Origin of the sequence: Ideonella sp. (genome assembly GCF_044358605.1) — a bacterium.
Taxonomy (GTDB): domain Bacteria; phylum Pseudomonadota; class Gammaproteobacteria; order Burkholderiales; family Burkholderiaceae_C; genus Ideonella.
In genome coordinates, this window is the sequence record NZ_JBIKNQ010000003.1 from 109671 (window position 1) to 130757 (window position 21087).

19 protein-coding genes and 1 pseudogene are annotated in these 21087 nt (G+C 64.4%); 10 read left to right on the forward strand and 10 right to left on the reverse strand.

Translation table 11 applies throughout. The annotated features are described in order from the left end of the window. Positions 1 to 8: 8 nt before the first annotated feature. A complete protein-coding gene (gene hprK, locus ACIQ3Q_RS02085) occupies positions 9 to 965 on the forward strand; it encodes an HPr(Ser) kinase/phosphatase (protein ID WP_396267308.1) in 957 nt (318 codons plus the stop codon). Here the strand turns inward: hprK and fur are convergent. Next, the gene (gene fur, locus ACIQ3Q_RS02090; RefSeq protein ID WP_396267309.1) at positions 919 to 1389 is read right to left on the reverse strand and encodes a ferric iron uptake transcriptional regulator; all 471 of its coding nucleotides are present in this window, start codon (positions 1387 to 1389) and stop codon (positions 919 to 921) included. The two genes, hprK and fur, sit on opposite strands and share 47 nt — an antisense overlap. A 148-nt stretch (positions 1390 to 1537) precedes the next feature. On the opposite strand from fur, the gene ACIQ3Q_RS02095 reads away from it, so the two are divergent. The 4 genes from ACIQ3Q_RS02095 to ACIQ3Q_RS02110 are packed head-to-tail and all read left to right on the forward strand — an operon-like array spanning position 1538 to position 3979. After that, positions 1538 to 2092: an outer membrane protein assembly factor BamE gene (locus ACIQ3Q_RS02095; protein ID WP_396267310.1), complete on the forward strand. Its 555-nt coding sequence runs from the start codon at positions 1538 to 1540 to the stop codon at positions 2090 to 2092. Continuing rightward, on the forward strand, positions 2092 to 2910 hold the full coding sequence (dapB, locus tag ACIQ3Q_RS02100) for a 4-hydroxy-tetrahydrodipicolinate reductase (protein WP_396267311.1): 819 nt from the start codon (positions 2092 to 2094) through the stop codon (positions 2908 to 2910). The genes ACIQ3Q_RS02095 and dapB overlap by 1 nt, the downstream gene beginning before the upstream one ends. Continuing rightward, positions 2907 to 3554, forward strand: coding sequence for a MotA/TolQ/ExbB proton channel family protein (locus ACIQ3Q_RS02105; RefSeq protein WP_396267312.1), 648 nt, complete (start codon positions 2907 to 2909; stop codon positions 3552 to 3554). The genes dapB and ACIQ3Q_RS02105 overlap by 4 nt, the downstream gene beginning before the upstream one ends. Before the next feature lie 2 nt (positions 3555 to 3556). Continuing rightward, positions 3557 to 3979 carry an ExbD/TolR family protein gene (locus tag ACIQ3Q_RS02110; protein ID WP_396267313.1) on the forward strand — a complete coding sequence of 141 codons (423 nt, stop codon included), beginning with the start codon at positions 3557 to 3559 and terminating at the stop codon, positions 3977 to 3979. On the opposite strand, the gene ACIQ3Q_RS02115 is transcribed toward ACIQ3Q_RS02110, so the two are convergent. Beyond that, positions 3976 to 6000 carry a PEP/pyruvate-binding domain-containing protein gene (locus tag ACIQ3Q_RS02115; RefSeq protein ID WP_396267314.1) on the reverse strand — a complete coding sequence of 675 codons (2025 nt, stop codon included), beginning with the start codon at positions 5998 to 6000 and terminating at the stop codon, positions 3976 to 3978. The genes ACIQ3Q_RS02110 and ACIQ3Q_RS02115 overlap by 4 nt on opposite strands. A gap of 62 nt (positions 6001 to 6062) precedes the next feature. Here ACIQ3Q_RS02115 and leuS point away from each other — a divergent pair, with 62 nt between their 5' ends. From leuS to ACIQ3Q_RS02135, 4 genes are all read left to right on the forward strand, one after another. Beyond that, the gene (gene leuS, locus ACIQ3Q_RS02120; RefSeq protein ID WP_396267315.1) at positions 6063 to 8774 is read left to right on the forward strand and encodes a leucine--tRNA ligase; all 2712 of its coding nucleotides are present in this window, start codon (positions 6063 to 6065) and stop codon (positions 8772 to 8774) included. Positions 8775 to 8776: 2 nt separating this feature from the next. Further along, a complete protein-coding gene (gene lptE / locus ACIQ3Q_RS02125) occupies positions 8777 to 9280 on the forward strand; it encodes an LPS assembly lipoprotein LptE (RefSeq protein ID WP_396267316.1) in 504 nt (167 codons plus the stop codon). A gap of 8 nt (positions 9281 to 9288) precedes the next feature. Beyond that, positions 9289 to 10380 carry a DNA polymerase III subunit delta gene (gene holA / locus ACIQ3Q_RS02130; protein ID WP_396267317.1) on the forward strand — a complete coding sequence of 364 codons (1092 nt, stop codon included), beginning with the start codon at positions 9289 to 9291 and terminating at the stop codon, positions 10378 to 10380. Positions 10381 to 10520: 140 nt separating this feature from the next. Next, a complete protein-coding gene (locus tag ACIQ3Q_RS02135; RefSeq protein WP_396267318.1) occupies positions 10521 to 11177 on the forward strand; it encodes a hypothetical protein in 657 nt (218 codons plus the stop codon). 206 nt (positions 11178 to 11383) lie between these two features. Here the strand turns inward: ACIQ3Q_RS02135 and ACIQ3Q_RS02140 are convergent, their stop codons facing one another. After that, a complete protein-coding gene (locus tag ACIQ3Q_RS02140) occupies positions 11384 to 12334 on the reverse strand; it encodes a 2-hydroxyacid dehydrogenase (RefSeq protein WP_396267319.1) in 951 nt (316 codons plus the stop codon). 196 nt (positions 12335 to 12530) lie between these two features. Between ACIQ3Q_RS02140 and ACIQ3Q_RS02145 the strand changes: the two genes are divergently transcribed. After that, complete coding sequence (locus tag ACIQ3Q_RS02145; RefSeq protein ID WP_396267320.1) at positions 12531 to 14663, forward strand: putative bifunctional diguanylate cyclase/phosphodiesterase; 2133 nt, start codon at positions 12531 to 12533, stop codon at positions 14661 to 14663. On the opposite strand, the gene ACIQ3Q_RS02150 is transcribed toward ACIQ3Q_RS02145, so the two are convergent. From ACIQ3Q_RS02150 to ACIQ3Q_RS02180, 7 genes and pseudogenes are all read right to left on the reverse strand, one after another. After that, positions 14606 to 15145: a CinA family protein gene (locus ACIQ3Q_RS02150; protein ID WP_396267321.1), complete on the reverse strand. Its 540-nt coding sequence runs from the start codon at positions 15143 to 15145 to the stop codon at positions 14606 to 14608. The two genes, ACIQ3Q_RS02145 and ACIQ3Q_RS02150, sit on opposite strands and share 58 nt — an antisense overlap. A 20-nt stretch (positions 15146 to 15165) precedes the next feature. Beyond that, the gene (locus ACIQ3Q_RS02155) at positions 15166 to 15735 is read right to left on the reverse strand and encodes a phosphatidylglycerophosphatase A (protein ID WP_396267322.1); all 570 of its coding nucleotides are present in this window, start codon (positions 15733 to 15735) and stop codon (positions 15166 to 15168) included. Next, positions 15732 to 16697, reverse strand: coding sequence for a thiamine-phosphate kinase (gene thiL / locus ACIQ3Q_RS02160; RefSeq protein ID WP_396267323.1), 966 nt, complete (start codon positions 16695 to 16697; stop codon positions 15732 to 15734). Before thiL ends, ACIQ3Q_RS02155 begins: the two co-directional genes overlap by 4 nt. Positions 16698 to 16719: 22 nt before the next feature. Then, positions 16720 to 17376, reverse strand: coding sequence for a response regulator transcription factor (locus ACIQ3Q_RS02165; RefSeq protein ID WP_396267324.1), 657 nt, complete (start codon positions 17374 to 17376; stop codon positions 16720 to 16722). Continuing rightward, entirely contained in the window at positions 17373 to 19448 is a 2076-nt protein-coding gene (locus ACIQ3Q_RS02170) for a nitrogen regulation protein NR(II) (RefSeq protein WP_396267325.1), read from the reverse strand. The genes ACIQ3Q_RS02165 and ACIQ3Q_RS02170 overlap by 4 nt, the downstream gene beginning before the upstream one ends. Positions 19449 to 19494: 46 nt before the next feature. Beyond that, a pseudogene (locus ACIQ3Q_RS02175) lies at positions 19495 to 20270 on the reverse strand (ABC transporter permease). Continuing rightward, the gene (locus ACIQ3Q_RS02180) at positions 20267 to 21079 is read right to left on the reverse strand and encodes an ABC transporter ATP-binding protein (RefSeq protein WP_396267326.1); all 813 of its coding nucleotides are present in this window, start codon (positions 21077 to 21079) and stop codon (positions 20267 to 20269) included. The pseudogene ACIQ3Q_RS02175 and the gene ACIQ3Q_RS02180 overlap by 4 nt, the downstream one beginning before the upstream one ends. Positions 21080 to 21087 lie beyond the last annotated feature (8 nt).

The following is a 21087-nucleotide window of genomic DNA, read 5'->3' on the forward strand; positions in this document are numbered from 1 at the left end:
GATAGCGCGTGAAGGCCATCTCCATCAGCGCTGAGGCGCTGTTCGAAGAACACCAGTCCACCTTGCACTGGGAGTGGATTGCGGGGCATGCGCACCCAGAGCGACGCTTTGACGATGCCGCGATTCGAGAAGCTCGTTCAGCCGCTGACTTAGTGGGCTACCTAAATTACATTCATCCGTATCGAGTTCAAATCGTCGGTAGGCGCGAAGTCGCGTACTTGGCGGACTGTCCGTCAGAAATCCAAGCTAGCCGAATCCAGCGCATCGTGACGCTGGAGCCACCCGTGATCATCGTGGCCGATGGTGAGAAGGCCCCCGACAAGCTGGTGGCGATGTGTGATCGTGCCGAAATCCCGCTTTTTGCCACCACGTACTCTGCGGGCCATGTGATCGACTTGGTACGGTCTTTTCTGGGGCAGGCTCTGGCGGACCGCACCACCCGCCACGGCGTCTTCATGGACATCCTGGGCATGGGGGTGCTGCTGACCGGCGAATCAGGTCTGGGCAAGAGCGAGCTGGGCCTGGAGCTGATTTCCCGCGGCCATGGCTTGGTGGCTGACGATGCGGTGGACTTGTTCCGTGTGTCGCAAACCACGCTCGAAGGCCGCTGCCCCGAACTGTTGATGAACCTGCTGGAGGTCCGCGGCATCGGCCTGCTGGACATCAAGGCCATCTTTGGTGAAACCGCCGTGCGCCGCAAGATGCGGCTCAAGCTGATTGTTCATCTGGTGCGCAAAGAAACCATGGAGCGGGAGTTTGAACGCCTGCCCTATGAGCCGCTCTACGACGAGATCCTGGGCATCCCCATTCGCAAAGTGGTGATTGCGGTGGATGCGGGCCGAAACTTGGCCGTTTTGGTCGAAGCCGCGGTGCGCAACACTATTTTGCAATTGCGCGGCATCGACACCTATCAAGAGTTCATTCGCCGCCACCAAGCCGCGATGGCGTCTGGCCGAGACTTTTAACCGGGCGATGCTCGCAGTTGGCCTTGGTGCAGTGGCCATAGAGTGAAAGTGCGTGGTCTTGCAGCGCAAAGCCCCGGCTTTGCGCCACCTCCCGCTGCCGGGCTTCGATCTCAGGGTCAAAGAATTCTTCCACCCGCCCGCAGGTCAAACACACGAGATGGTCGTGGTGTTCGCCCTCGTTGAGCTCGAACACCGACTTGCCCGATTCGAAGTGACTGCGGGACAAAATGCCCGCCTGCTCGAACTGCATCAACACCCGATACACCGTGGCCAAACCAATGTCGGCCTGCTCGGCCAACAGGGCCTTGAACACATCCTCCGCCGTCATGTGCCGCTGAGAAGTTTTCTGAAACACTTCCAGAATGCGAATGCGCGGCAAAGTGGCCTTCAATCCGCTGCTCTTGAGTTCGTCAACATGGGTCATGGGGAGTCCTGAACACTGGCCACACCGCCCAGGCGCCGCCGCTAGAATCGCCGCATGATAGCCAGCCTGCTTGCAGCTTGCTTATCTCTCTGCGCTTTGTGGCCCGCTGGGCCACGGGTTTTTTGCTGATCACCGAGGCTCCTCCTCCATGCTGTGTTCATCTCGATCTGCCGCCCCATGGCTTCGCTCAGCCGCCGCCATCGCGGGCCTGCTGGCCATGACGGGCTGCGCCCAGTTCTCCAACACCATGAGCGGCGGTGTCACCAGTCTGATCACACCTTACCGTGTGGAGATCGTGCAAGGCAATGTGGTCACGCGCGAGCAAGCAGACCTGATCAAGCCCGGCATGAGCCGTACCCAAGTGCGCGACGTGCTGGGCTCCCCCATGTTGGCCGACCCCTTCCATGCCGAGCGTTGGGACTACGTATTCACGATGCGCCGCCAAGGCACCGAGCCGCAGCAACGCACCGTGGTGGTGGAGTTCGACGGCGACCGCGTCAAGACGCTGACCGCCCCTGAACTGCCCACCGAGCGCGAGTTTGTCGCCTCCATCAGCCGCCCCTCACGCTCCGACAAAGAGCCCAAGCTGGCCTTGACGGATGAGGAGAAGGCTGCGCTCCCCGCACCCGCACCCCGCGTGGCCAGCAACGCCGACCAGCCCAAGGGCGCTGCCCGCACCTATCCTCCGCTGGAGCCCTTGTAATGAGTGCTGCTGAGCCTTTGCGCCTTGCCATTGCGGGCGCCTCGGGCCGCATGGGCCGCATGCTGATTGAGGCCGTCGTCGCCGCCCCTGACTGCGTCTTGGCCGGGGCGCTGGACATCCCCAACAGCCCCGCGCTGGGCGCCGATGCCACGGCCTGGCTGGGGCGCGAGAGTGCCGTCCGCATTGAGGCGGACCTGGCCGCAGGTTTGGCCCACAGCCAAGTGCTGATCGACTTCACCCGCCCCGAAGGCACACTGGCCCATCTGGCCCATTGCCGCCAGCACGGCATCGGCATGGTCATTGGCACCACCGGTTTCAGCGCTGCGCAAAAAGCCGAGATCGGCGCAGCCGCCAAAGACATCCCCATCATGATGGCCGCCAACATGAGCGTAGGCGTGAATGTGGTGCTGGGTTTGCTGGACCAAGCCGCCCGTGCGCTCAACGAAGGCTACGACATCGAGATCATCGAAGCCCATCACCGCTTCAAGGTCGACGCCCCCAGCGGCACCGCCTTGGCCATGGGTGAAGTGGTGGCGGCCGCCCTGGGCCGCGACTTGAGCACCTGTGCGGTCTATGGCCGCGAAGGCGTGACCGGCGAGCGCGACCCTTCCACCATCGGCTTTGCCACCGTGCGTGGGGGTGATGTGGTGGGCGACCACACCGTGCTGTTTGCAGGCATCGGCGAGCGCATCGAAATCACCCACAAGGCCTCCAGCCGCGTCACCTTTGCCCAAGGCAGCTTGCGCGCCGCGCGCTTCTTGGCGGGCCGCGCACCCGGCCTGTACGACATGCAAGACGTGCTGGGCCTGCGCGCATGAACGGCCTGACCGCGTTCTGGAGCGCCAGCGACGCCATTGGGCGTGCCGTGGCCATCACCCTGCTGCTGATGTCCATCGTCGCTTGGGTGGTCATCCTCTGGAAGGCCTGGGGCCTGCGCCGGGCACGTCAAGACGCGCAGCGTGCCGTGGCCGCATTCTGGCAAGCCCCCAATCTCAGCGAAGGCCAAGCACGCTTGGCCGCCCTGGACCGCGAGGGCGTGCTCAGCCCCCTGGTGCATGCGGCCTTGGAAACGCCTGCGGCCGGCACGCTGCAAGCCAGCGCCACGCCCGAGGCTCAGCTCACCCGCCGCCTGCGCGATGCCCTGCACCGCAGCTTGGGTCACCTGCAGATGGGCCAGGTGTTCTTGGCCTCGGTCGGGGCAACCTCCCCCTTCATCGGCCTGTTCGGCACGGTCTGGGGCATCTACCACGCCCTGATGGGCTTGGCCGCTGGCGGTGGCATGACCATCGAGCGCGTTTCCGGCCCGGTGGGCGAGGCCTTGATCATGACCGCCGCCGGGCTGGCCGTGGCCATCCCTGCCGTGCTGGCCTACAACCTGTTTGGCAAGTGGATCAATGAGTGCGAGGCCGACCTTGAAGGCTTTGCCCACGATCTGCGAGAGCTGGCGCAAGAGAGGCGTTGATCATGGCCTTCGGCAGACTGGAGCGGCCCCGGCCCAGCACCCCGATGAGCGACATCAACATGACGCCGCTGATCGACGTGATGTTGGTGCTGCTGGTGATCTTCATGATCACTGCGCCGCTGATGAGCAGCAGCCTGCGCCTGGACCTGCCCAAAGCCGACGGCGCCAAGCCCAGTGAGGCGGCCGCCGTGCTGGCCGTGGGGCTGGACCGCGAAGGCCGCCTCTTCATTGGCGAGCAGCGCAGCAGCCTGGACGAGCTGCGCCAAAAGGCTAAAGAGGCGGCGCAGAAGAACCCCGCCACCGAGGTCCATCTGCGCGCTGACAACACTGCCCCCTATGGCAAGGTGGCCGAGCTGATTGGCCTGCTGCAGCAGGCTGGGCTGACGCGCATTGGCTTTGTGGCCGAGGCCAAGGCAGCCCCTTAACGGACAAGCGCCTGCACAAAGGGCCGCGCCTGCAAGAGCACCAAACGCCCTTGGGGGTCGGTGGCCCATTCAATGTCTTGGGGGCCATGGCCCAGGAGGCTGCGCACCTGCTCCCCTGTGCGCGCCAACTGCCTCACCATGTCATCACTGAGCACGACTCGACCGGGCTCGACCGCCTGCTCGCGCACACCGCCTTGCTCGTCCAGCAACAAGGCCACCGGATCATCAGAGCGGCTCAAGACCTGAATGGCATTGCTGCGCCGGGCATAGAGCACCTGCTCGGCCTGACGCTGACCCTCGACCACGCGAATGCCCAAGCCTCGTTTGGCGGATGCATACGTGACGCCGGGCTGCGCAGGGTCGAACGGATTGACCGTGACCATCACCCCCGACGAGCGCGCATCAATGGCCCGCTGCACCAGCACCGCCATCACCACTTTGTCGTGCGGCACGCCATGCCAACGCCTGGCCTCCCAGGCTTCGGCATTGAAGACCGAGGCCCAGACCTTTTTGACCGCCTGCATCAGGGCCTCCGCCTGCTTGACGTTGGGCACGGTGGTGTAGAGCCCCGCGCCGCTGAAGCCGGGCAGGTCTTCGGAGTTGGATGAGCTGCGCACAAACACGCCGTCGCCCGCCAACTGGCGCTGCCAAGTGGCCGACCAACGGGCGGCCTGGCCCTCTGGCAGCGGCAGGGCCACCAGCGCTTCACGCAAATTCGCCAGCGCCCGTGCGCGCACTTGGCGGCTCTCGGCAAAACCGGGCTCAGCCTGCGCTGCCCGCAAAGCCTGCTGAGCCTGGGGTTGGGCCATGAAGGCCGCGAAGTCGGCAAAGGGAATGCAAAAGCCATCGGGCACCGGCGCCACGTCTTTCAAGGCGCCGCGCTGCTGAGCATGGGTCAGCTCGCCCAGGTTGGCGGCCTTGCTGCCGCAGCGCTGGCGGTCCACCGCCCGCATCTGCCCCAGCGGCAACAAGGCCGCGCGCTTCAGGTCGGCTTGGGGCCAGGCTTTGGGGGCGCCCGGGCGGCGCGGCGCAGTGCGCGCCTCAGCGCTGCTGGGCCGCAGCGTGACCCCGGTACGCTGCACGCTGAGCTGCACCCATTGGCCGTCCAGCGCCAGCCACTCGGCCACCTCTCGCACATAGGCATTGGGGATGCCCCAGCCCTTGGCCAACAGGTTCACATGCGACAGCGTCGTCGAAGGCCGGGTCGTGATGACACCCGCCACCGGCGGCAGGCTCAGCGGCACCTCTTGCAGCAAGGCGATGTCGTCCGGCTCCAAGGTCTCCAAAGCTTGGCCGGGCGCCAGCACGCGCAGCCGCCCCACGGACTGCCCGGGGTTCAGCGGCATAAAGCCTTGCTGCGAGATCACCTCGGCCTGCGTCAGCAGCGCCAGCTTCAAGCCCTGGCCCACCGCCTCCTGGGCGGCCGAATTGGGCTTGAACACCACCGGCGCAAAGAACTGCTCGCCCAAGCGTTTGTGGGCCAGGGCCAGCAGTTCCGACGTGAGCTGATCGCCCTCCCAAAACTCATAAGCCCAGGCCTTGGCCTGCGCGCGCCAGGCCAGCGTGCCAAACAAGTAGCGGCGCTGGGGCGAGCGGTAGTTCTGGTTCAAGCCGCCGGGCCCAAAGTCGCTGACATGGTCGCGCGCCTTGAGAAACTGCTCATGAAATTGGAAGCGCCGCGAGTGGATGAAATAGACCTTGTCGGCCTGGCCACGGTCGATGGCAAAAATCAGGTGCGGCAGGGCCAGCGGCGTGCCTGCGTCGTAGACCCGCGCCAGTTGGTCAAACTCGGCGCGGCTGCCCAGGCGGAACACCCAGCCGGGCAGGGCGTCGGCCGTGGAGCCTGGCACCGGCCGGCCGGGTTGCGCCACCAAGCTGCTGGCCAAATGCGGGTCGACCACCCCCACTGCAGCGCCTGTCGGCTTAAAGCCCGAGGGCTTTTGCCCCAACTGCGCCCACGCCAGCCCACTGCAGGCCAGCAGGCCGCACAGCAGCCCACGCCCCCATCTCCCCTGACTCATGCGGTCTTCCCTTTGTTGGATTCAGCCTCCGATGATGCCAGCGCCTCCGCGATAATCAGGCCATGAACGACAAGTACGCCCCCACCGAGGTCGAAGCCGCCGCCCAAGCCCACTGGAACGCTGCCGACGCCTACCGCGTCACCGAAGACGCACGCGACAGCCACGGCCAGCTCAAGCCCAAGTTCTACGCTTGCTCCATGCTGCCCTATCCCAGCGGCAAGCTGCACATGGGCCATGTGCGCAACTACACCATCAACGACATGCTCACCCGCCAGCTGCGGATGAAGGGCATGAACGTGCTGATGCCCATGGGCTGGGACGCCTTTGGCCTGCCGGCAGAAAACGCCGCCATGAAGGGCAAGACGCCACCCGCCGCTTGGACGTACTCCAACATCGCCTACATGAAGCGGCAGATGCAGGCCATGGGCCTGGCCATCGACTGGTCGCGCGAGGTCGCCACCTGCCAGCCCAGCTATTACCGTTGGAACCAATGGCTGTTCCTGAAGATGCTGGAAAAGGGCATTGCCGTGCGCCGTACCCAGGTCGTCAACTGGGACCCGGTGGACCAAACCGTGCTGGCCAATGAGCAGGTCATTGACGGCAAGGGCTGGCGCTCGGGCGCGGTGGTCGAGAAGCGTGAGATTCCCGGCTACTACCTGAACATCGTCGGCTATGCCGACGAGCTGCTCTCCGCCGTGGCCAACCCGGAAGACCCGAACTACCTGAGCGGCTGGCCGGAGCGCGTGCGCCTGATGCAGGAAAACTGGATCGGCAAGTCCGAGGGCGTGCGTTTTGCCTTCCCGCACCAGATCCAAGGTGCCGATGGCCAGTTGGTGCAAGACGGCAAGCTCTATGTCTTCACCACCCGCGCCGACACCGTCATGGGCGTCACCTTCTGCGCGGTGGCGCCTGAGCACCCCCTGGCCGCGCTGGCCGCCGCCAGCCAGCCGGAGGTGGCCGCCTTCATCGCCGAGTGCTCCCAGGGCGGCACCACCGAGGCCGAGCTGGCCACGCAAGAGAAAAAGGGCGTCAAGACCGGCCTGACCGTGACCCACCCGCTGACCGGCGCCGCCGTGGACGTGTGGGTCGGCAACTATGTGCTGATGAGCTATGGCGACGGCGCCGTGATGGGCGTGCCCGCCCACGACGAGCGCGACTTTGCCTTTGCCAAGAAGTACGGCATCGCGATCCAGCAGGTCGTCAGCGCCCAAGGCGAGACCTTCTCCACCGACGCTTGGGCCGACTGGTACGGCGACAAGCAACGCGCGGTCTGCGTCAACTCCGGCGTGCTCGATGGCTTGGCCCACAAGGCGGCCGTCACCAAAGTGGCCGAGTTGCTGGCCGCCAAGGGCCTGGGCGAGAAGAAAACCACCTGGCGCTTGCGCGACTGGGGCATCAGCCGCCAGCGCTACTGGGGCACACCGATCCCTATCATCCATTGCGAGTCTTGCGGTGCCGTGCCTGTGCCCGAAAAAGACTTGCCGGTGGTGCTGCCGGAAGACCTGATCCCGGACGGCAGCGGCAACCCGCTGAACAAGTGCGAGGCCTTCTTGAACGTGGCCTGCCCGTGCTGCGGCAAGCCGGCGCGCCGCGAGACGGACACGATGGACACCTTCATCGATTCGTCTTGGTACTTCATGCGCTACTGTGATCCGTCCAATACGGAAGCCATGGTGGGCGCAGGCACCGAGTACTGGATGGGCAGCGCGGATGCCGCCGGCCATCGCGGCATGGATCAGTACATCGGCGGCATTGAGCATGCGATCTTGCACCTGCTGTATGCGCGCTTCTGGACCAAGGTCATGCGCGACCTGGGCCTGGTCAGCATCAGCGAGCCCTTCACCAAGCTGCTGACGCAGGGCATGGTGCTCAACCACATCTACTCGCGCAAAACAGCCCAGGGTGGCATCGAGTACTTCTGGCCCCATGAGGTCGAGCATGTGCACGACGAGGGCGGCAAGATCGTGGGCGCCAAGCTCAAGAGCGATGGCTCGGCGGTGGACTACCAAGGCATCGGCACGATGTCCAAGTCCAAAAACAACGGCGTGGACCCACAAGACCTGATCAACACCTACGGCGCCGACACCGCCCGCCTGTTCGTGATGTTCGCCAGCCCCCCCGAGCAGACGCTGGAGTGGAACGACGCAGGCGTTGAAGGCGCGCACCGCTTTTTGAAGCGCGTCTGGAACTTTGCCGCCCAGCGCCGCGAGGCCCTGCAGGCCGCCACCGCAGGCGACTTGAGCCAAGCCCCGCTGAGCAAAGAGGCCAAGGCCCTGCGCCGCGAGGTGCACCTGGTGCTCAAGCAGGTCAGCCACGACTACGAGCGCATGCAGTACAACACCGTGGTGTCGGGCTGCATGAAGCTGCTCAATGCGCTGGAGGAGTTCAAGGCCAGCGCCGACGCGGGCGACCAAGCTGTGGTCTGCGAAGGCTTCTCCATCCTGCTGCGCGCGCTCTACCCCGCTTGCCCACACATCGGCCACGCTTTGTGGGCTGACCTGGGCTTTGCCGCCGCCCAAGGCGACCTGCTGGACACCGCTTGGCCTGCTGTGGACGACGCCGCCTTGGTGCAAGACGAGTTGGAGCTGGTGCTGCAGATCAACGGCAAGCTGCGCGGTGCGCTCACCGTGCCCGCCAGCGCCGACAAGGCGGCCATCGAAGCGGCAGCCCAAGCGCTGCTGGCCAGCTCGGCCGACCTGCAAAAGTTCACCGAAGGCAAGGCCCCGAAGAAGATCGTGGTGGTGCCGGGCCGCTTGGTCAACGTGGTGGTCTGAGCATGCGCCAGCCACTGACCCGACGCCTCTGGCTGAGTGCCGCAGTGGGCGCGCTCAGCCTGTCGGGCTGTGGCTTTGCGCTGAAAGGCCCACCCCAGTTGGGCGTGCAAACGGTGGCCCTGCAAGGCTTTGCGCCGCAGTCTGAGATGGCTGCTGCGCTGCGCCGCGCTTTGCCGCGCGACGTGCGCGTGGTGGCCAGCCCGGCGCAAGCCGAGTTGCTCATCAGTGCGCGAGACGATCGCTTTGAGCGCAGCGTGGTGTCGTCCACCGCTGCTGGTCAGGTGCGCGAGTTTCGCTTACGCGTCAGCCTGCGCTTTAGCCTCAGTTCCGGCCAGGGCAAGCCTTTGCTGCCCGACACGCTGCTGGAGCAGACGCGCGACATGAGTACCACCGAGACGGCCGCTTTGGCCAAAGAGGTGGAGCAAGAAACCCTGCTGCTGGAGATGCGCGACGACCTGGCACGCCAGCTCTTGCGCATGGCGGCCACCGTGGCCCCCGCGCGCTGACAGCCACTATGCAACTGCGCCCGGAGCAACTCGCCGCCCATCTGGCCAAAGGTGAGCTGAAGGCCGTCTACACCTTGTGGGGCGACGAGCCGCTGCTGGCGCAAGAGGCGGCTGATCAGCTGCGCGCCGCCGCCCGAGCGGCCGGCTACAGCGATAGGCAGGTGTTCACCGTCAGCGGTGCGCACTTTGACTGGAGCGGCGTGCTGGGCGCCTCGCAGTCCATGGGCCTGTTTTGCGACAAGCAGTTGATGGAGATCCGCATCCCCAGCGGCAAGCCGGGCAAAGAAGGCTCGGCGGCCTTGCAGCAGTATGCCGAGATGGCCTCATCCGACAGCCTGCTGACGCTGATCCACCTTCCCCGTCTAGACCGGCAACAGCAACAAAGCGCTTGGTTCACCGCGCTGGACCGCGCCGGCATCACCCTGCGCATCGACCCCATCGAGCGGGCTCAACTGCCGCGCTGGATCGCTCAGCGCCTGCAAGCCCAGGGCCAGAGCTTGGCGCATGATGAATCCGGCCAGCAGGCCTTGGCCTTTTTTGCGGACCGCGTGGAAGGCAACCTGCTGGCCGCCCACCAAGAGCTGCAAAAGCTGGCCCTGCTCTACCCGGCCGGGCCGCTGAGCTTTGAACAGATTCAGGCCGCCGTGCTGGATGTCGCCCGTTACGATGTCTTCCAGCTCGGCGCTGCCGTGCTGGCCGGCCAGACCGAGCGCGCGCTGCGCATGCTGGACGGCCTGAAAGCCGAGGGCGAGGCTGCCGTGCTGGTGCACTGGACGCTGGCCGAGGACATCCGCGCCCTCAAACGCGCCCGCGACGCCATGGACGGCGGCAAGCCCCTGCCCATGGCGCTGCGCGAGGCCCGCGTCTGGGGCGACAAAGAACGCGCCTTCGAGCGCGTGCTGCCCCAGGCCAGCGGCGCCCAACTGGCCCGGCTGGTAGCGGCGGCCAGTGTCTGCGACGGCCTGGTCAAAGGCCTGCGCCACCCCGATTGGCCCGAAGACGCCTGGGACGGCCTGCGCCGCTTGCTGCTGCTGACGCTGGATGCGCTGGCGCCGCGCGAGCGGGGGCGGGGCAAGTTGGCGCTCGTTACGGCTCAGTAGTTCGCGTCGCCAGCCGTGAAAGCCCCTTCATTGCGCACCTGCTTGCTGAGGAAACGTATCGTGCCACTCACTCGGCTGAATACGAAGAGAGCGCCCTTGATCGTTAAACACAACCATCGCCAGTTCGCGAAGCGAAGCCCATGTTTACATCAGTGATGCGTCTAACAGCACTACTGCTGCTGTCCAGTTGCGCCAGTAGTCCCTCTCCTACGATTCCGGTCCTCGCGGACTCGTACGTACTGATCGATGGCCCGCTCTCAAAGGAAGCGTCGGAAGCGCTTCCAAACATTGTGGATGGGCGCGCCAAAGTCCTTGAGAGGCGCATCGAGACTTCACGAGGTGTCGTGCTGAGCGATCAAGACTTTCAGTCCTCTCCACTCGATGCAATCAAGAGCGAGTTTTTTGCATATGCAAAGGACCAATGGAGGGCTGACCACAAGCTGAGGCTACTGGCAGCGCAAGAGGTGCGGTTAACCGAGTTCACGATCACCTATCTTGTAGGCCCGCCTGACAGCGGCAAGATTTCTCTTTCCCAAGGCATAGGTGTAGGAGTCTTCGATCTCATGATGCGGGGCGCGTTTGGACAGATTGGCGACTTCCGGCTCAGCGCCACCGTGCTCATCGGGGAACATAAATTCAGCGCGTCTGAGGTTCTCCAATTCGGGGCAAATGGCGGACTGGTGCCTGCCTACGCCAGCCGATGGCTTGTGAGCAGAGTGGGCCGAAACATCGCCGCTCAAGTACTTGAGCACGCTGCCAACAGAACACGCAGCAATAGCAAGCAAAACCTGCGTTGAGAGCAGGCCTCAAGGCGGCGCGTCTCCAATCATCCGATGGAGAGATAACTAGGCAAGTTCACTTGAGAGCTCAATAACGTCGGTAAGCACATTGAGCAAGGGACTCAGTATCAACTGCGTTCTGCAGTTATTGCTTCACATACTGATGACTCTGCTTGACCCATTTGTTCTCAGGTAAACGCGCCTTCAAGCCCGATCCTGAGGACTCAATACCCCCGAGCCACATCCACCACATGCCGCAGCGGTTCCCCCGCTTTGAGCGCCCGCACATTGGCCGCCACCACAGCAGCAGCACTGCGCGGGTCGGTTTGAGCGGCGGCGTGCGGCAACACGGTGATGGCGGGGTGCTGCCAAAACGGGTGGTCTGCGGGCAGAGGCTCGGTGGCAAACACATCGAGCACGGCGTGAGACAAATGGCCCGCATCCAATGCGGCCAGCAGATCGGCCTCCACCAGATGAGCTCCGCGAGCTAAGTTGACCACCGACGCACCTTGCGGCAAGGCCGCAAAGCAAGGGGCATTTAACAAGCCTCGGGTGGCAGGCGTCAGCGGCAACAGATTGATCAACACATCCACCTCGGCCAGCGCAGGCGCCAATGCCTGCGGCCCTGCATGGACGGATACCCCAAGGTGTTCTGCCGCGCCTGAATGCTCCTCACTGGCGCGCCATGCCGAAACCCGATACCCCATGGCTGCCAAGCGCAAGCCTAAGGCGAGACCCATCTGCCCCCAGCCCAGCACCAAGACGCGCACCTCATCAGCCCGGCGTTGCGCCAGCGGCTGCCAGCAGGCTTGGGCTTGCTGACGCGCATAGCGAAAAAAGCCCCGGTGCAGCGCCAACACCGCCCACTGGCCGGTCTCGGCCATGGCCACATTCATCTGGGGATCCACCATGCGGCATACCGGAACCCCTGGGGGCAAGCTGGGGTCAGCGACCAGGCGGTCCACCCCCGCCCACAAGGACTGGATCAGCCGCAATCCCGGCAGGCCCAGCAAGGCATTTGGCTCGGGGTTGGCGACCACCGCCACCTCAACCTCAGCTTTTTGTTCAGGCGCTAACGAGGTCAGAACTTGATCTTCAGGCATTTCGGCCTGAAGATGTCTTTGCCAAACACTCAGTGCTGCAGCATCCATGCTGCCCAAGAGGTAAATCTTCATGGCGGGCACTGTTTGTAGGGAAAAATTCACAACTTTCGTGATGTTTAGACAACGCTGGGCGGGAGCGTTAGATTCAAACTTTGCCCAAACAAGGGCTCAGTCGGGACAATGCTAACCTGACAACAACAGAGCCGAGGAGCTGTTGGAGCAGTTCCGCCTCACAACGCGCCGCAGAGCGCACACATTGGAGAGACCGTTGGCTAAAGGCGGCAAATGGCCCATCAAGTGGTCTTTGCGCGCGACGGTGATCAGCATCATCGTTGCGGGTGTTGTCCTGCCTGCTGTGTTTTTGGTCGCCATGGAGCCTAAGCTCAGCAGTGCCACCGACCCGGCCTTGGGCGCGCCCTATCGGCACGACATCCTGAACCAAGCCGCGGCCTCTCTGGAAGCGCTGCCCAGCCAAGACACGTTGGAGCCCTGGCTGCAAAAGCTGCTCGGTCACCCCGATGTCTGCGCCATTGAGCTGGACCGGGGCTTGAGCCGCCCGCCTGGCCCCGCCCGCTATGCCACCCATTGCGCCACAGGGCTAAGCCTTTACTGGGCCGAGATCGCCGTCAATATGCCGGGGGCCACGCCAGCCACTTTGCGTGTTGGCTTCGAGCCGGGCCTGCCCACCGCCTTGCTGCAAGAGCGGCGCTGGGCCATGTGGCGCTTGGTGGGGCTGCAATTGGCCCTGGGCACGTTGGCCATGTTGGCGGTGATGGGCGTGCTGCTGCTGCGGCCGCTGCGCCGATTAAAGTACCAGGCCATGGCCTTGGCCGCGCCGGGCCGCAACGCCGAGGAGGCCACGACCTTGCGCTGGAAGCGCGCTGACGAGATCGGGGAGTTGGGCCAACAACTCAACCATGCCAGTGGCCGTATCGCGGACTTGGTGGGCGAGTTAGAGAACAGCAATATCGAACTGCGCCGTCTGGCCATGTATGACCAGCTGACCGGCCTGCCGAACCGGCGTTTGTTCAAAGAGCTGTACGACCATTCCCAGGCCGTGGCCCGCCGCAGCCGCAGCACCATGGCGCTGATGTTCATCGACCTGGACCGCTTCAAGCAGATCAACGATGCCCACGGCCATGCGGCGGGCGATGTGCTGCTGCTATGCATCAGCCAGCGCCTGCGCGACACCGCGCGTGAGTCCGACATCATCGGCCGCCTCAGTGGCGACGAGTTCGTGGCCCTGCTGCCCCAGGCCCAGAACTTTGAGGCCATTGCGCACACCGCCCTGCGCCTGATCCACGCCATTGAAGAGCCCGTGGTGATTGACGCTGTGGGCACCAAAGTGCGCATTTCGGCCACCATTGGCGTGGCCCGCTTCCCTCGCGATGGCGAAGACTTCGACGACCTGCTGCGCCATGCCGACCAAGCCATGTACCGCGCCAAGTCCATGGGTCGGGGCCGCTATGCGCTCTACCGCGACGGCGATGTGCAGGCCATGCCGGCACCACTGAACGACGAGACGGATGTCGAGATCCAGCACGCACTGACACGTCAAGAGCTGATGATGTTCTATCACCCGGTGGTGGATACCCGCACCGGGCAATCGATGGGCACCGAGGCTCTGATGCGTTGGCGCCACCCTGTTCGGGGCTTACTGACACCCTCGCAGTTCATCCGCCGTGCTGAAGAGGCCGGCGTGCTGCATCAGTTGGCGGCCCGTGCCATAGAGCTGGCTTGTACCCAGGTCGCAGCCTGGAAGGGCCAAGGGCGCTTCCCGGGCAGCATTGCCATCAATGTCTCAGACGCGCAGTTCCGTCACGAGGATTGGCTGGAAACACTGCGCGTGGCGCTGAAGAAATACCGTGTCGAACCCGGCGAGTTGGAGGTCGAACTCACCGAGGCCACGCTGATGAGCGACCCGGAGAATACCGACCAGCGGGTGCGCGCACTGCGCGAGATGGGCGTCGGCCTAGTCATTGACGACTTTGGCTCAGGCATGTTCTCGCTGACACGGCTGATGGCCTTGCAGCCCAATCGCATCAAGCTGGACCCCACCTTTGTGCAAAGCATGGAAGACAACGAGTCCTCCCGCAAAATGGTGATCAGCATGGTCCGCATGGCACGCGGCCTGGGCTGGGAGGTGATCGCTGAAGGCGTGGAAACCACCAGCCAACGCGACATGCTGGGCCGCCTGGGCTGCCCGCTTCAGCAGGGATATCTGTTTGGCGAGCCCCAAGCCGCCATGAAAGAGCCGCCTTGGCCGCTGCCCACCTGGAGCATTGGTGGCGGCTTGCCTGCAGCACCCAAGGTGGCCGCCAACGCCGCCATGCTGGCACCCGGCTATATCGAGCCCGGCAGCTCGCCGAGCCACCCGCGCAAGCGGCCCAAAGCGCACTGAAGCGTGGCCGAGCGCACGGCCTGCCTGTCCCCCGGCCACACTTGACGCTCTGAACGAAGCGTCACCTCGCCGCTCAGCGAGGCGCGATGGGCCCAGGCCAAGCACACGGTGCCCACCGGTTTATCGGTCGAGCCACCGCCCGGCCCGGCAATGCCGGTGACCGCGAGCGACCAATGCGCCGCACTGCGCAACAGTGCCCCTTCAGCCATGGCGCGCGCGACGGGGTCGCTGACGGCGCCATGCACGTCGATCAGGGCGGGCGGCACCCCCAGCAGGTCCACCTTGGCGGCATTGCTGTAGGTGACAAAGCCACGGTCAAACCAGTCACTCGAACCGGCCAATTCGGTGCAGGCGGCGGCGATCAAGCCCCCGGTGCAGCTTTCGGCACAGCACAGTTGATCCCCCCGCGCGCGCAAGGCTTGGGCCAAGGCGGGCAGCAGGGTATCGAGCTCACGCTGCGCATCGGGCGTCAACAGGTGCATATTGGCTCCGCAATAAAGACTCAGGTGCCATGGCGCCACAGCGCCATCACCATCAGGGTGCACAAGGCAGCCACCAAGTCGTCCAAGATGATGCCAAAGCCCTGGGCCCAGCCCGGCATCTGGCCAGGGCGCGCCTTGAAGAGCCCGTCCGCCCAGCGCACCGGCCCCGGCTTGGCGGCATCAAACAATCGGAACAAGGCGAAGGCCACCAACTGCGTCCACCAACCCGCCGGGGTCACCACCCAGAGCACCAACCAAAAGGCCAGGACCTCATCCCACACGATGGCACCGGGGTCGGCGGTGGCCATGGCCTGCGCGGTGCGCGTGCAGGCCCACCAGCCCAGCAAAAAGCCGCCCAGGAGTACGCCGGCCCACTGCAGGTCCGTGAGCCATGTGTCCAACACCAGAAACGCGACCCAGGCCCACAGCGTGCCCACCGTGCCCGGCGCCACCGGGGCCAGGCCACTGCCAAAGCCGAAAGAGACCCAGTGCAGCGGGTGCGACAGCATCAGCCGTGCGCTGGCGCGGCGGGGGGCCGTCTGGCCGCGCTCGTCCCGCACGATCTCGGCCTCAGAGACGGGCGTGCTCATGACTTGAAGTGATCAAACGCAGACAGACCCGCCAGATCAATGGGCGTCCCGCGCTGCGTCACCACCAGCCCTCGCTCTGGCGCCACGACGCGCCCCACGCAATGAACGGGTGTGAACGAGATTGCAGCGGACAGCAGCACCTCCTCATGTCGCTCTGCAGGCGCCGTGAATAGTAATTCGTAGTCATCACCGCCCGTCAGCAAACAGGTGCGCTGCCAAGCTTGAGACTGTACGCCTAGGAAGAGCGAACGAGGCAAGGCCTCCAATTCCAGCTCTGCCCCCACGCCCGAAGCGCGCAGCACATGCCCCAGGTCACCCAGCAGGCCGTCCGAGACATCAATCGCCGAGCTGGCTAAGCCGCGCAGTGCGATGCCCAGCTCGACGCGGGGCTCGGGGCACTCCATGGCTTGCCGCACCTGCTCAAAAGCATCGCCTGGCAAACTCAGGCTGCCGCGAAACACCTCCAGCGCCAGCCGTGCATCCCCCAAACAGCCGCTGACCCAGATTTCGTCGCCCACCTGCGCGCCGCTGCGCAGCAGCGCCTGACCGGGGGGCACCTCACCCATCACCGTGATGCCGATGCACAGCACCGGGCCGCCGGTGGTGTCGCCGCCCACCAGCTCAATCCCGTGGGCATCGGCCAGCGCCAGCAGGCCTTGGGCAAAGGGCGCCAAGAAACGCTCCTCGGCGCGCGGCATCGACAGACTGAGCGTGAAGGCCAGCGGGCTGGCCCCTGAGGCGGCCAAGTCGCTCAGGTTGACCGCCAGGGCTTTGTGGCCCAGCCGCTCGGGCGCGACGGTAGACAGGAAATGACGCCCCTCGACCAAGAGGTCGGTGGACACCGCCAATTGCTGCCCCGGCGTCGGGCGCAGCAGTGCACAGTCGTCGCCCACGCCCAGCGCCGCCCGCGTAACGGGGCGCTTGAAGTAGCGGGCAATCAGATCGAATTCACCAAGGGCCATATCGCGATTGTCGCGCCTGCGCTCAATCCCGACCCTGCACCTTGTTGGCCAGCTCAACGGCAGACTTGACGCCCATCTTGTCGAACACCCGGGCGCGGTGTACCTCCACCGTGCGCACGCTGATTTGCAGGTCGTCGGCGATGAGTTTGTTGGGCTTGCCGGCGATCACCAATTGCATGACTTCGCGCTCGCGGTCGGTCAGGTCCGCCAGGGCTTGCTGGACCGCTGTTTTGCCGCGCACCGAGCGCAGTGCTGCCTCGCTGCGCGCCAGGGCTTGCTCGACCTTGTCGACCAAGGCGTTGTCGGAGAAAGGCTTTTCGACAAAGTCAAAGGCACCGCGTTTGACGGTTTGCACCGCAGTAGGCACATCGCCATGGCCGGTTAGAAAGATGACTGGCAAACGCTCGATCAAGCCGCGCTCGATGAGCCGATCAAACAGCGCCAAGCCATTCATGCCCGGCATGCGCACGTCCAAGAGCAAGCAGGACGGTGCAGCGGGCCAGCCCAGGTCTTGGGCACCACCGGGGAGGCGCTGGTCCAGCAGTTGCTCAAAAGCTTCGGCACTGGCAAAGCCCTCCGAGAGCAAACGGCGCGAGCGCAACAACCAGGCCAGGGCATCACGCACCACGTCCTCGTCGTCCACCAGGTAGACCATGGGCAGGCCGAATGTGGGTGTCATGAAGCGGGCTCCTCGGGAGACTTTGTGGCATCAGCAATGGCGGGTGCCACGGGCGGGCGCTGTGGCTCAGGCACGGGCAGGGTAAACCGAAACTCGCAGCCGCCGCCGTCTTGCGCCGCTGCCGGACCAAAGTCCAACACGCCGCCATGCTGCTCGATCACAGTACGGCACAAGGACAGCCCCAAGCCCATACCCTCTTCTCGGGTGGTGAAGAACGGTGTGAACAACTTGGCCGCTACCTCAGGCGCAATGCCTGGACCTCGATCGATGACCGCAAAGCGCACCCAACGGGCATGGGTTTGGGTGACGCGCAGCACCAGCACCCGATCGGCCAGCTCGGTGTGGCCGTCCATGGCTTGCAAGCCATTGCGGGTCAGGTTGAGCAACACTTGTTCGACCATGGTGCGGTCAGCCATCACCCGAGGGGCGGGCTTAGGGCATTGCACCTCCAGCCGAGTGCCCGTCTTGCGGGCTTGCAAGCGCACCAAGGGCATGACGGACTCGATGAGCAGGTCTGCCGCAATCGGCTCTTTGGCCTGCTCACGCCGCCGCACCAGGCCATGCACGCTCTTGATGACTCGCCCTGCGCGCTCAGCCTGCTCAGCAATGCGCTCCAGAGCTTGCTTCATCATGCCGGGTGGCATGTCAGGGTCATCCAGCAGATTGAGTGAGCCCGTGGCATAGCTGGCAATCGCCGCCAAGGGTTGGTTCAGTTCATGGCTTAGCAGCGTGGCCATCTCGCCCACACTGGCCAAGCGGGCGGCGGCAGCCAGGCGCTCTTGCTGTTGGCGTGAACGCTCTTCCATGCGGCGCTGCTCACTGACATCCAGGGCCGCACTCATCCAGCCCGCGTGGTGGCCGACACGGTCCAACAAAGGGGCCTCGTAAATCATCACCGGGAAGCGCTCGCCGCTTTTGCGGATGAACAGAGTCTCAAAGCCTTGGCGCTGTGCGGCCAGATCAGCGGCCGCTGGGTTCAGGCGATCGCCTTGGCGGCGCTGATACTCCTCGACATGCTCAGGCGGCCAATAGGGCGGTGGTGCCTGGCCAATGATCTCGTCCGCATTGAAGCCCACCATCTCACAAAAGGCCGGGTTCACATAGGTCACCCGGCCTTGGCGGTCGCGGGCGCGCAGACCCGTGACCAGCGAGTCCTCCATGGCCCGCCTGAAGGCCAGCGCATCGGCCAGCGCCAGCTCGGCCCGAGCGCGACGGCGCACGTCCCGCGCCAGCAGCACCACCAGCGCGAACAAGACCAGGGACAAGCCCATGACCAAGGCGGTGGTGAGGTTGGGAATCAGGCCCGGTCGGCCATGGACCGCATCCGCGCGCAGCAGCAAGGGGGGGCCGGCCACATCAACCAAACGAGTGGCCTGGTAAATGCCCGTGCCGCGCTGGGCGCCCGATCGAGCCAGGCGGGTGCCATCAGCTTCGACCACGGAGATCTCGTGTTCAGTCACGCCAATGCTCTGCACCGCACTCTCCAGCAGCAGGGGCAAGCTCAGGGTGGCCACCACAAAGCCTTTGAGCTGCCCTTGCACCTGCGAAGGAATACACAGGTCCAGCACTTCCAAACCATGCCCGGCCTGCTGGGGTACAAAGTAAGAGCGCGACAGCACCGGCGATGAGGTGCGCAGCGCCAAGGCACAGGCGGCCTGCATCTCCACCTCTTGGTCGCTGCGGCGCATTTGCGCAAACAAAGAGCCCTCAAGCGGACTGTCCAGCGCGTCCAGGGTTTTGAGGCCAGCGTCGCGCCATTCCAAGCGCAGCATCTCACGCCGCTGCTTGAGCATCTCTTCGGCGTCGTAATGCCACTGCGCCAGTGGCGGATCGTTCCAGGTCAGCGACTGCGCGGATTGCACCGCGCGCTGGGTGGCGCGACGCATTTCGGAGGCCACCGCCGAGGCCATCGACTCGGCCTTGTCTTGGGCACGGTTGGACTCATGGTCCAGGGTCAGGCGCACCAGCAGAGTCTGCGCCACCGCCAGCAAGGCGATCAACGCCGCCCAGAGCAGCCAGCGAGGGCGGCGCCTGAGGCGGCGGATGTCGAGCAGGGCGGTGAGGTCGGTCATGGGCACCCCATTGTGCCGACCCCCTGCCTACCCGCCGCCGTGGAAACTACGCAGCCTGAGAGCCCCGGTGTGCCCAGCCTGTGGTGCGCTCTCCACCCAGGAGAACAGCTCGTACATGACCATGGCCATCGCCCCGATGGTGACCAGGCCCGCAAAGGCCAGCGGCATGCGCTGCTGGCTGCCTGCACTTTGCATCAAGTAGCCGATGCCGGAATCACCAGCGGTCATCTCCGCCAGCACGGTGCCCACAAAGGCCAGGGTGATGGCGATCTTGAGCGAGCCGTAAAAGTAAGGCATGGAACGCGGGAGACCCACTTTGACCAACACATCCCAGCGCTTCGCCCCCAGAACGCGCAGCACATCCTCCAGTTCCGGCTCCAGTGTGGCCAAGCCCGTCGCAATATTGACGGTGATGGGGAAGAAGGAAATCAGGAACGCGGTGATGATGCCGGGGCCTAAGCCAATGCCAAACCAGACCACCAAGATGGGCACCACCGCCGCCTTGGGCACGGCATTGAAGGCCACCATCAAGGGGTAGAGGGCTTTGTAGGCCAGGCGCGAGCTGCCAATCAGGAAGCCCAGCATGACACCCACCACGATGCTGATGGAGAAACCCAGCATGGTGACCCAAAAGGTCTTCCAAGCAGCTTCCAAGAGCGGCCCGCGGAACTCACCGAACTGCAAGGCAATTTGCCATGGGCTTGGGAAGATGTAGTCTGGCACGCTCAGTGCCATCACCACGATTTGCCACAAGAACAAGGTGATAGCCAACACGATCAAAGGTGAGAAACGTTCAACTTGAGGAGAAATGGATAAGCTCATTGGGGCACCACCACACCAGTCTTGCGCATGGCACCGATGTGACCACGCAATTCATGAACGATCTCTGTGAACTCGGGCGTGTAGGTAACTTCTAAGTCCCGAGGGCGCGGCAGATTGATGTCACGCTGCACCACGAATCGACCGGGGCTCCTGCTCATGCAGTAGACCTTGTCAGCCAGAAACACACTCTCACGCAAATCGTGGGTCACTAGGATCACATTGAACTTCTGCGCCGCATGCAGGTCGCGCAAGGCACACCACAACTCCTCGCGCGTGAAGGCATCCAAAGCACCAAAGGGCTCGTCCAGCAACAGCATCTTGGGCTCATGGATCAGCGCTCGGCAAATACTCGCGCGCTGCTGCATACCGCCTGAAAGTTGCCAGGGGAACTTATCCTCATAGCCGCCCAAGCCCACGCTCTGCAACAGAGTGCGAGCACGGGCCTCGAACTCCGCTCGCTTGGCTTTGAATTGGCTGCGGTAGGGCTCCACAATCTCCAAAGGCAGCAGCACGTTTTGCATGGTAGTGCGCCAGGGCAGCAAGCTGGGCGCCTGGAAAGCCATGCCGCTGATCTTGAGCGGGCCCGTCACCGGCTGCCCATCAATGGTGATGCTGCCTTTGCTGGGCATTTTCAAGCCCGTCGTCAGCTTCATGAAGGTGGACTTGCCACACCCTGAGGGCCCGACGATGGCGATGAACTCACCCCGCCCCACCTGCAAGGAGATGTCCTCCACAGCGAACTGACCTTGGGCCAATAACTCATCGTTATAGGCCAGCCACACATTTTGAAAGTCAACAAAGGCAGACATCAAGGGCC

Coding starts and splice junctions, on each gene's coding strand:
- fur (WP_396267309.1), bottom strand. CDS start 1,389: ATGACCCATGTTGACGAACTCAAGAGCAGCGGATTGAAGGCCACTTTG.
- ACIQ3Q_RS02095 (WP_396267310.1), top strand. CDS start 1,538: ATGCTGTGTTCATCTCGATCTGCCGCCCCATGGCTTCGCTCAGCCGCC.
- dapB (WP_396267311.1), top strand. CDS start 2,092: ATGAGTGCTGCTGAGCCTTTGCGCCTTGCCATTGCGGGCGCCTCGGGC.
- ACIQ3Q_RS02105 (WP_396267312.1), top strand. CDS start 2,907: ATGAACGGCCTGACCGCGTTCTGGAGCGCCAGCGACGCCATTGGGCGT.
- ACIQ3Q_RS02110 (WP_396267313.1), top strand. CDS start 3,557: ATGGCCTTCGGCAGACTGGAGCGGCCCCGGCCCAGCACCCCGATGAGC.
- ACIQ3Q_RS02115 (WP_396267314.1), bottom strand. CDS start 6,000: ATGAGTCAGGGGAGATGGGGGCGTGGGCTGCTGTGCGGCCTGCTGGCC.
- leuS (WP_396267315.1), top strand. CDS start 6,063: ATGAACGACAAGTACGCCCCCACCGAGGTCGAAGCCGCCGCCCAAGCC.
- lptE (WP_396267316.1), top strand. CDS start 8,777: ATGCGCCAGCCACTGACCCGACGCCTCTGGCTGAGTGCCGCAGTGGGC.
- holA (WP_396267317.1), top strand. CDS start 9,289: ATGCAACTGCGCCCGGAGCAACTCGCCGCCCATCTGGCCAAAGGTGAG.
- ACIQ3Q_RS02135 (WP_396267318.1), top strand. CDS start 10,521: ATGTTTACATCAGTGATGCGTCTAACAGCACTACTGCTGCTGTCCAGT.
- ACIQ3Q_RS02140 (WP_396267319.1), bottom strand. CDS start 12,334: ATGAAGATTTACCTCTTGGGCAGCATGGATGCTGCAGCACTGAGTGTT.
- ACIQ3Q_RS02150 (WP_396267321.1), bottom strand. CDS start 15,145: ATGCACCTGTTGACGCCCGATGCGCAGCGTGAGCTCGATACCCTGCTG.
- ACIQ3Q_RS02155 (WP_396267322.1), bottom strand. CDS start 15,735: ATGAGCACGCCCGTCTCTGAGGCCGAGATCGTGCGGGACGAGCGCGGC.
- thiL (WP_396267323.1), bottom strand. CDS start 16,697: ATGGCCCTTGGTGAATTCGATCTGATTGCCCGCTACTTCAAGCGCCCC.
- ACIQ3Q_RS02165 (WP_396267324.1), bottom strand. CDS start 17,376: ATGACACCCACATTCGGCCTGCCCATGGTCTACCTGGTGGACGACGAG.
- ACIQ3Q_RS02170 (WP_396267325.1), bottom strand. CDS start 19,448: ATGACCGACCTCACCGCCCTGCTCGACATCCGCCGCCTCAGGCGCCGC.
- ACIQ3Q_RS02180 (WP_396267326.1), bottom strand. CDS start 21,079: ATGTCTGCCTTTGTTGACTTTCAAAATGTGTGGCTGGCCTATAACGAT.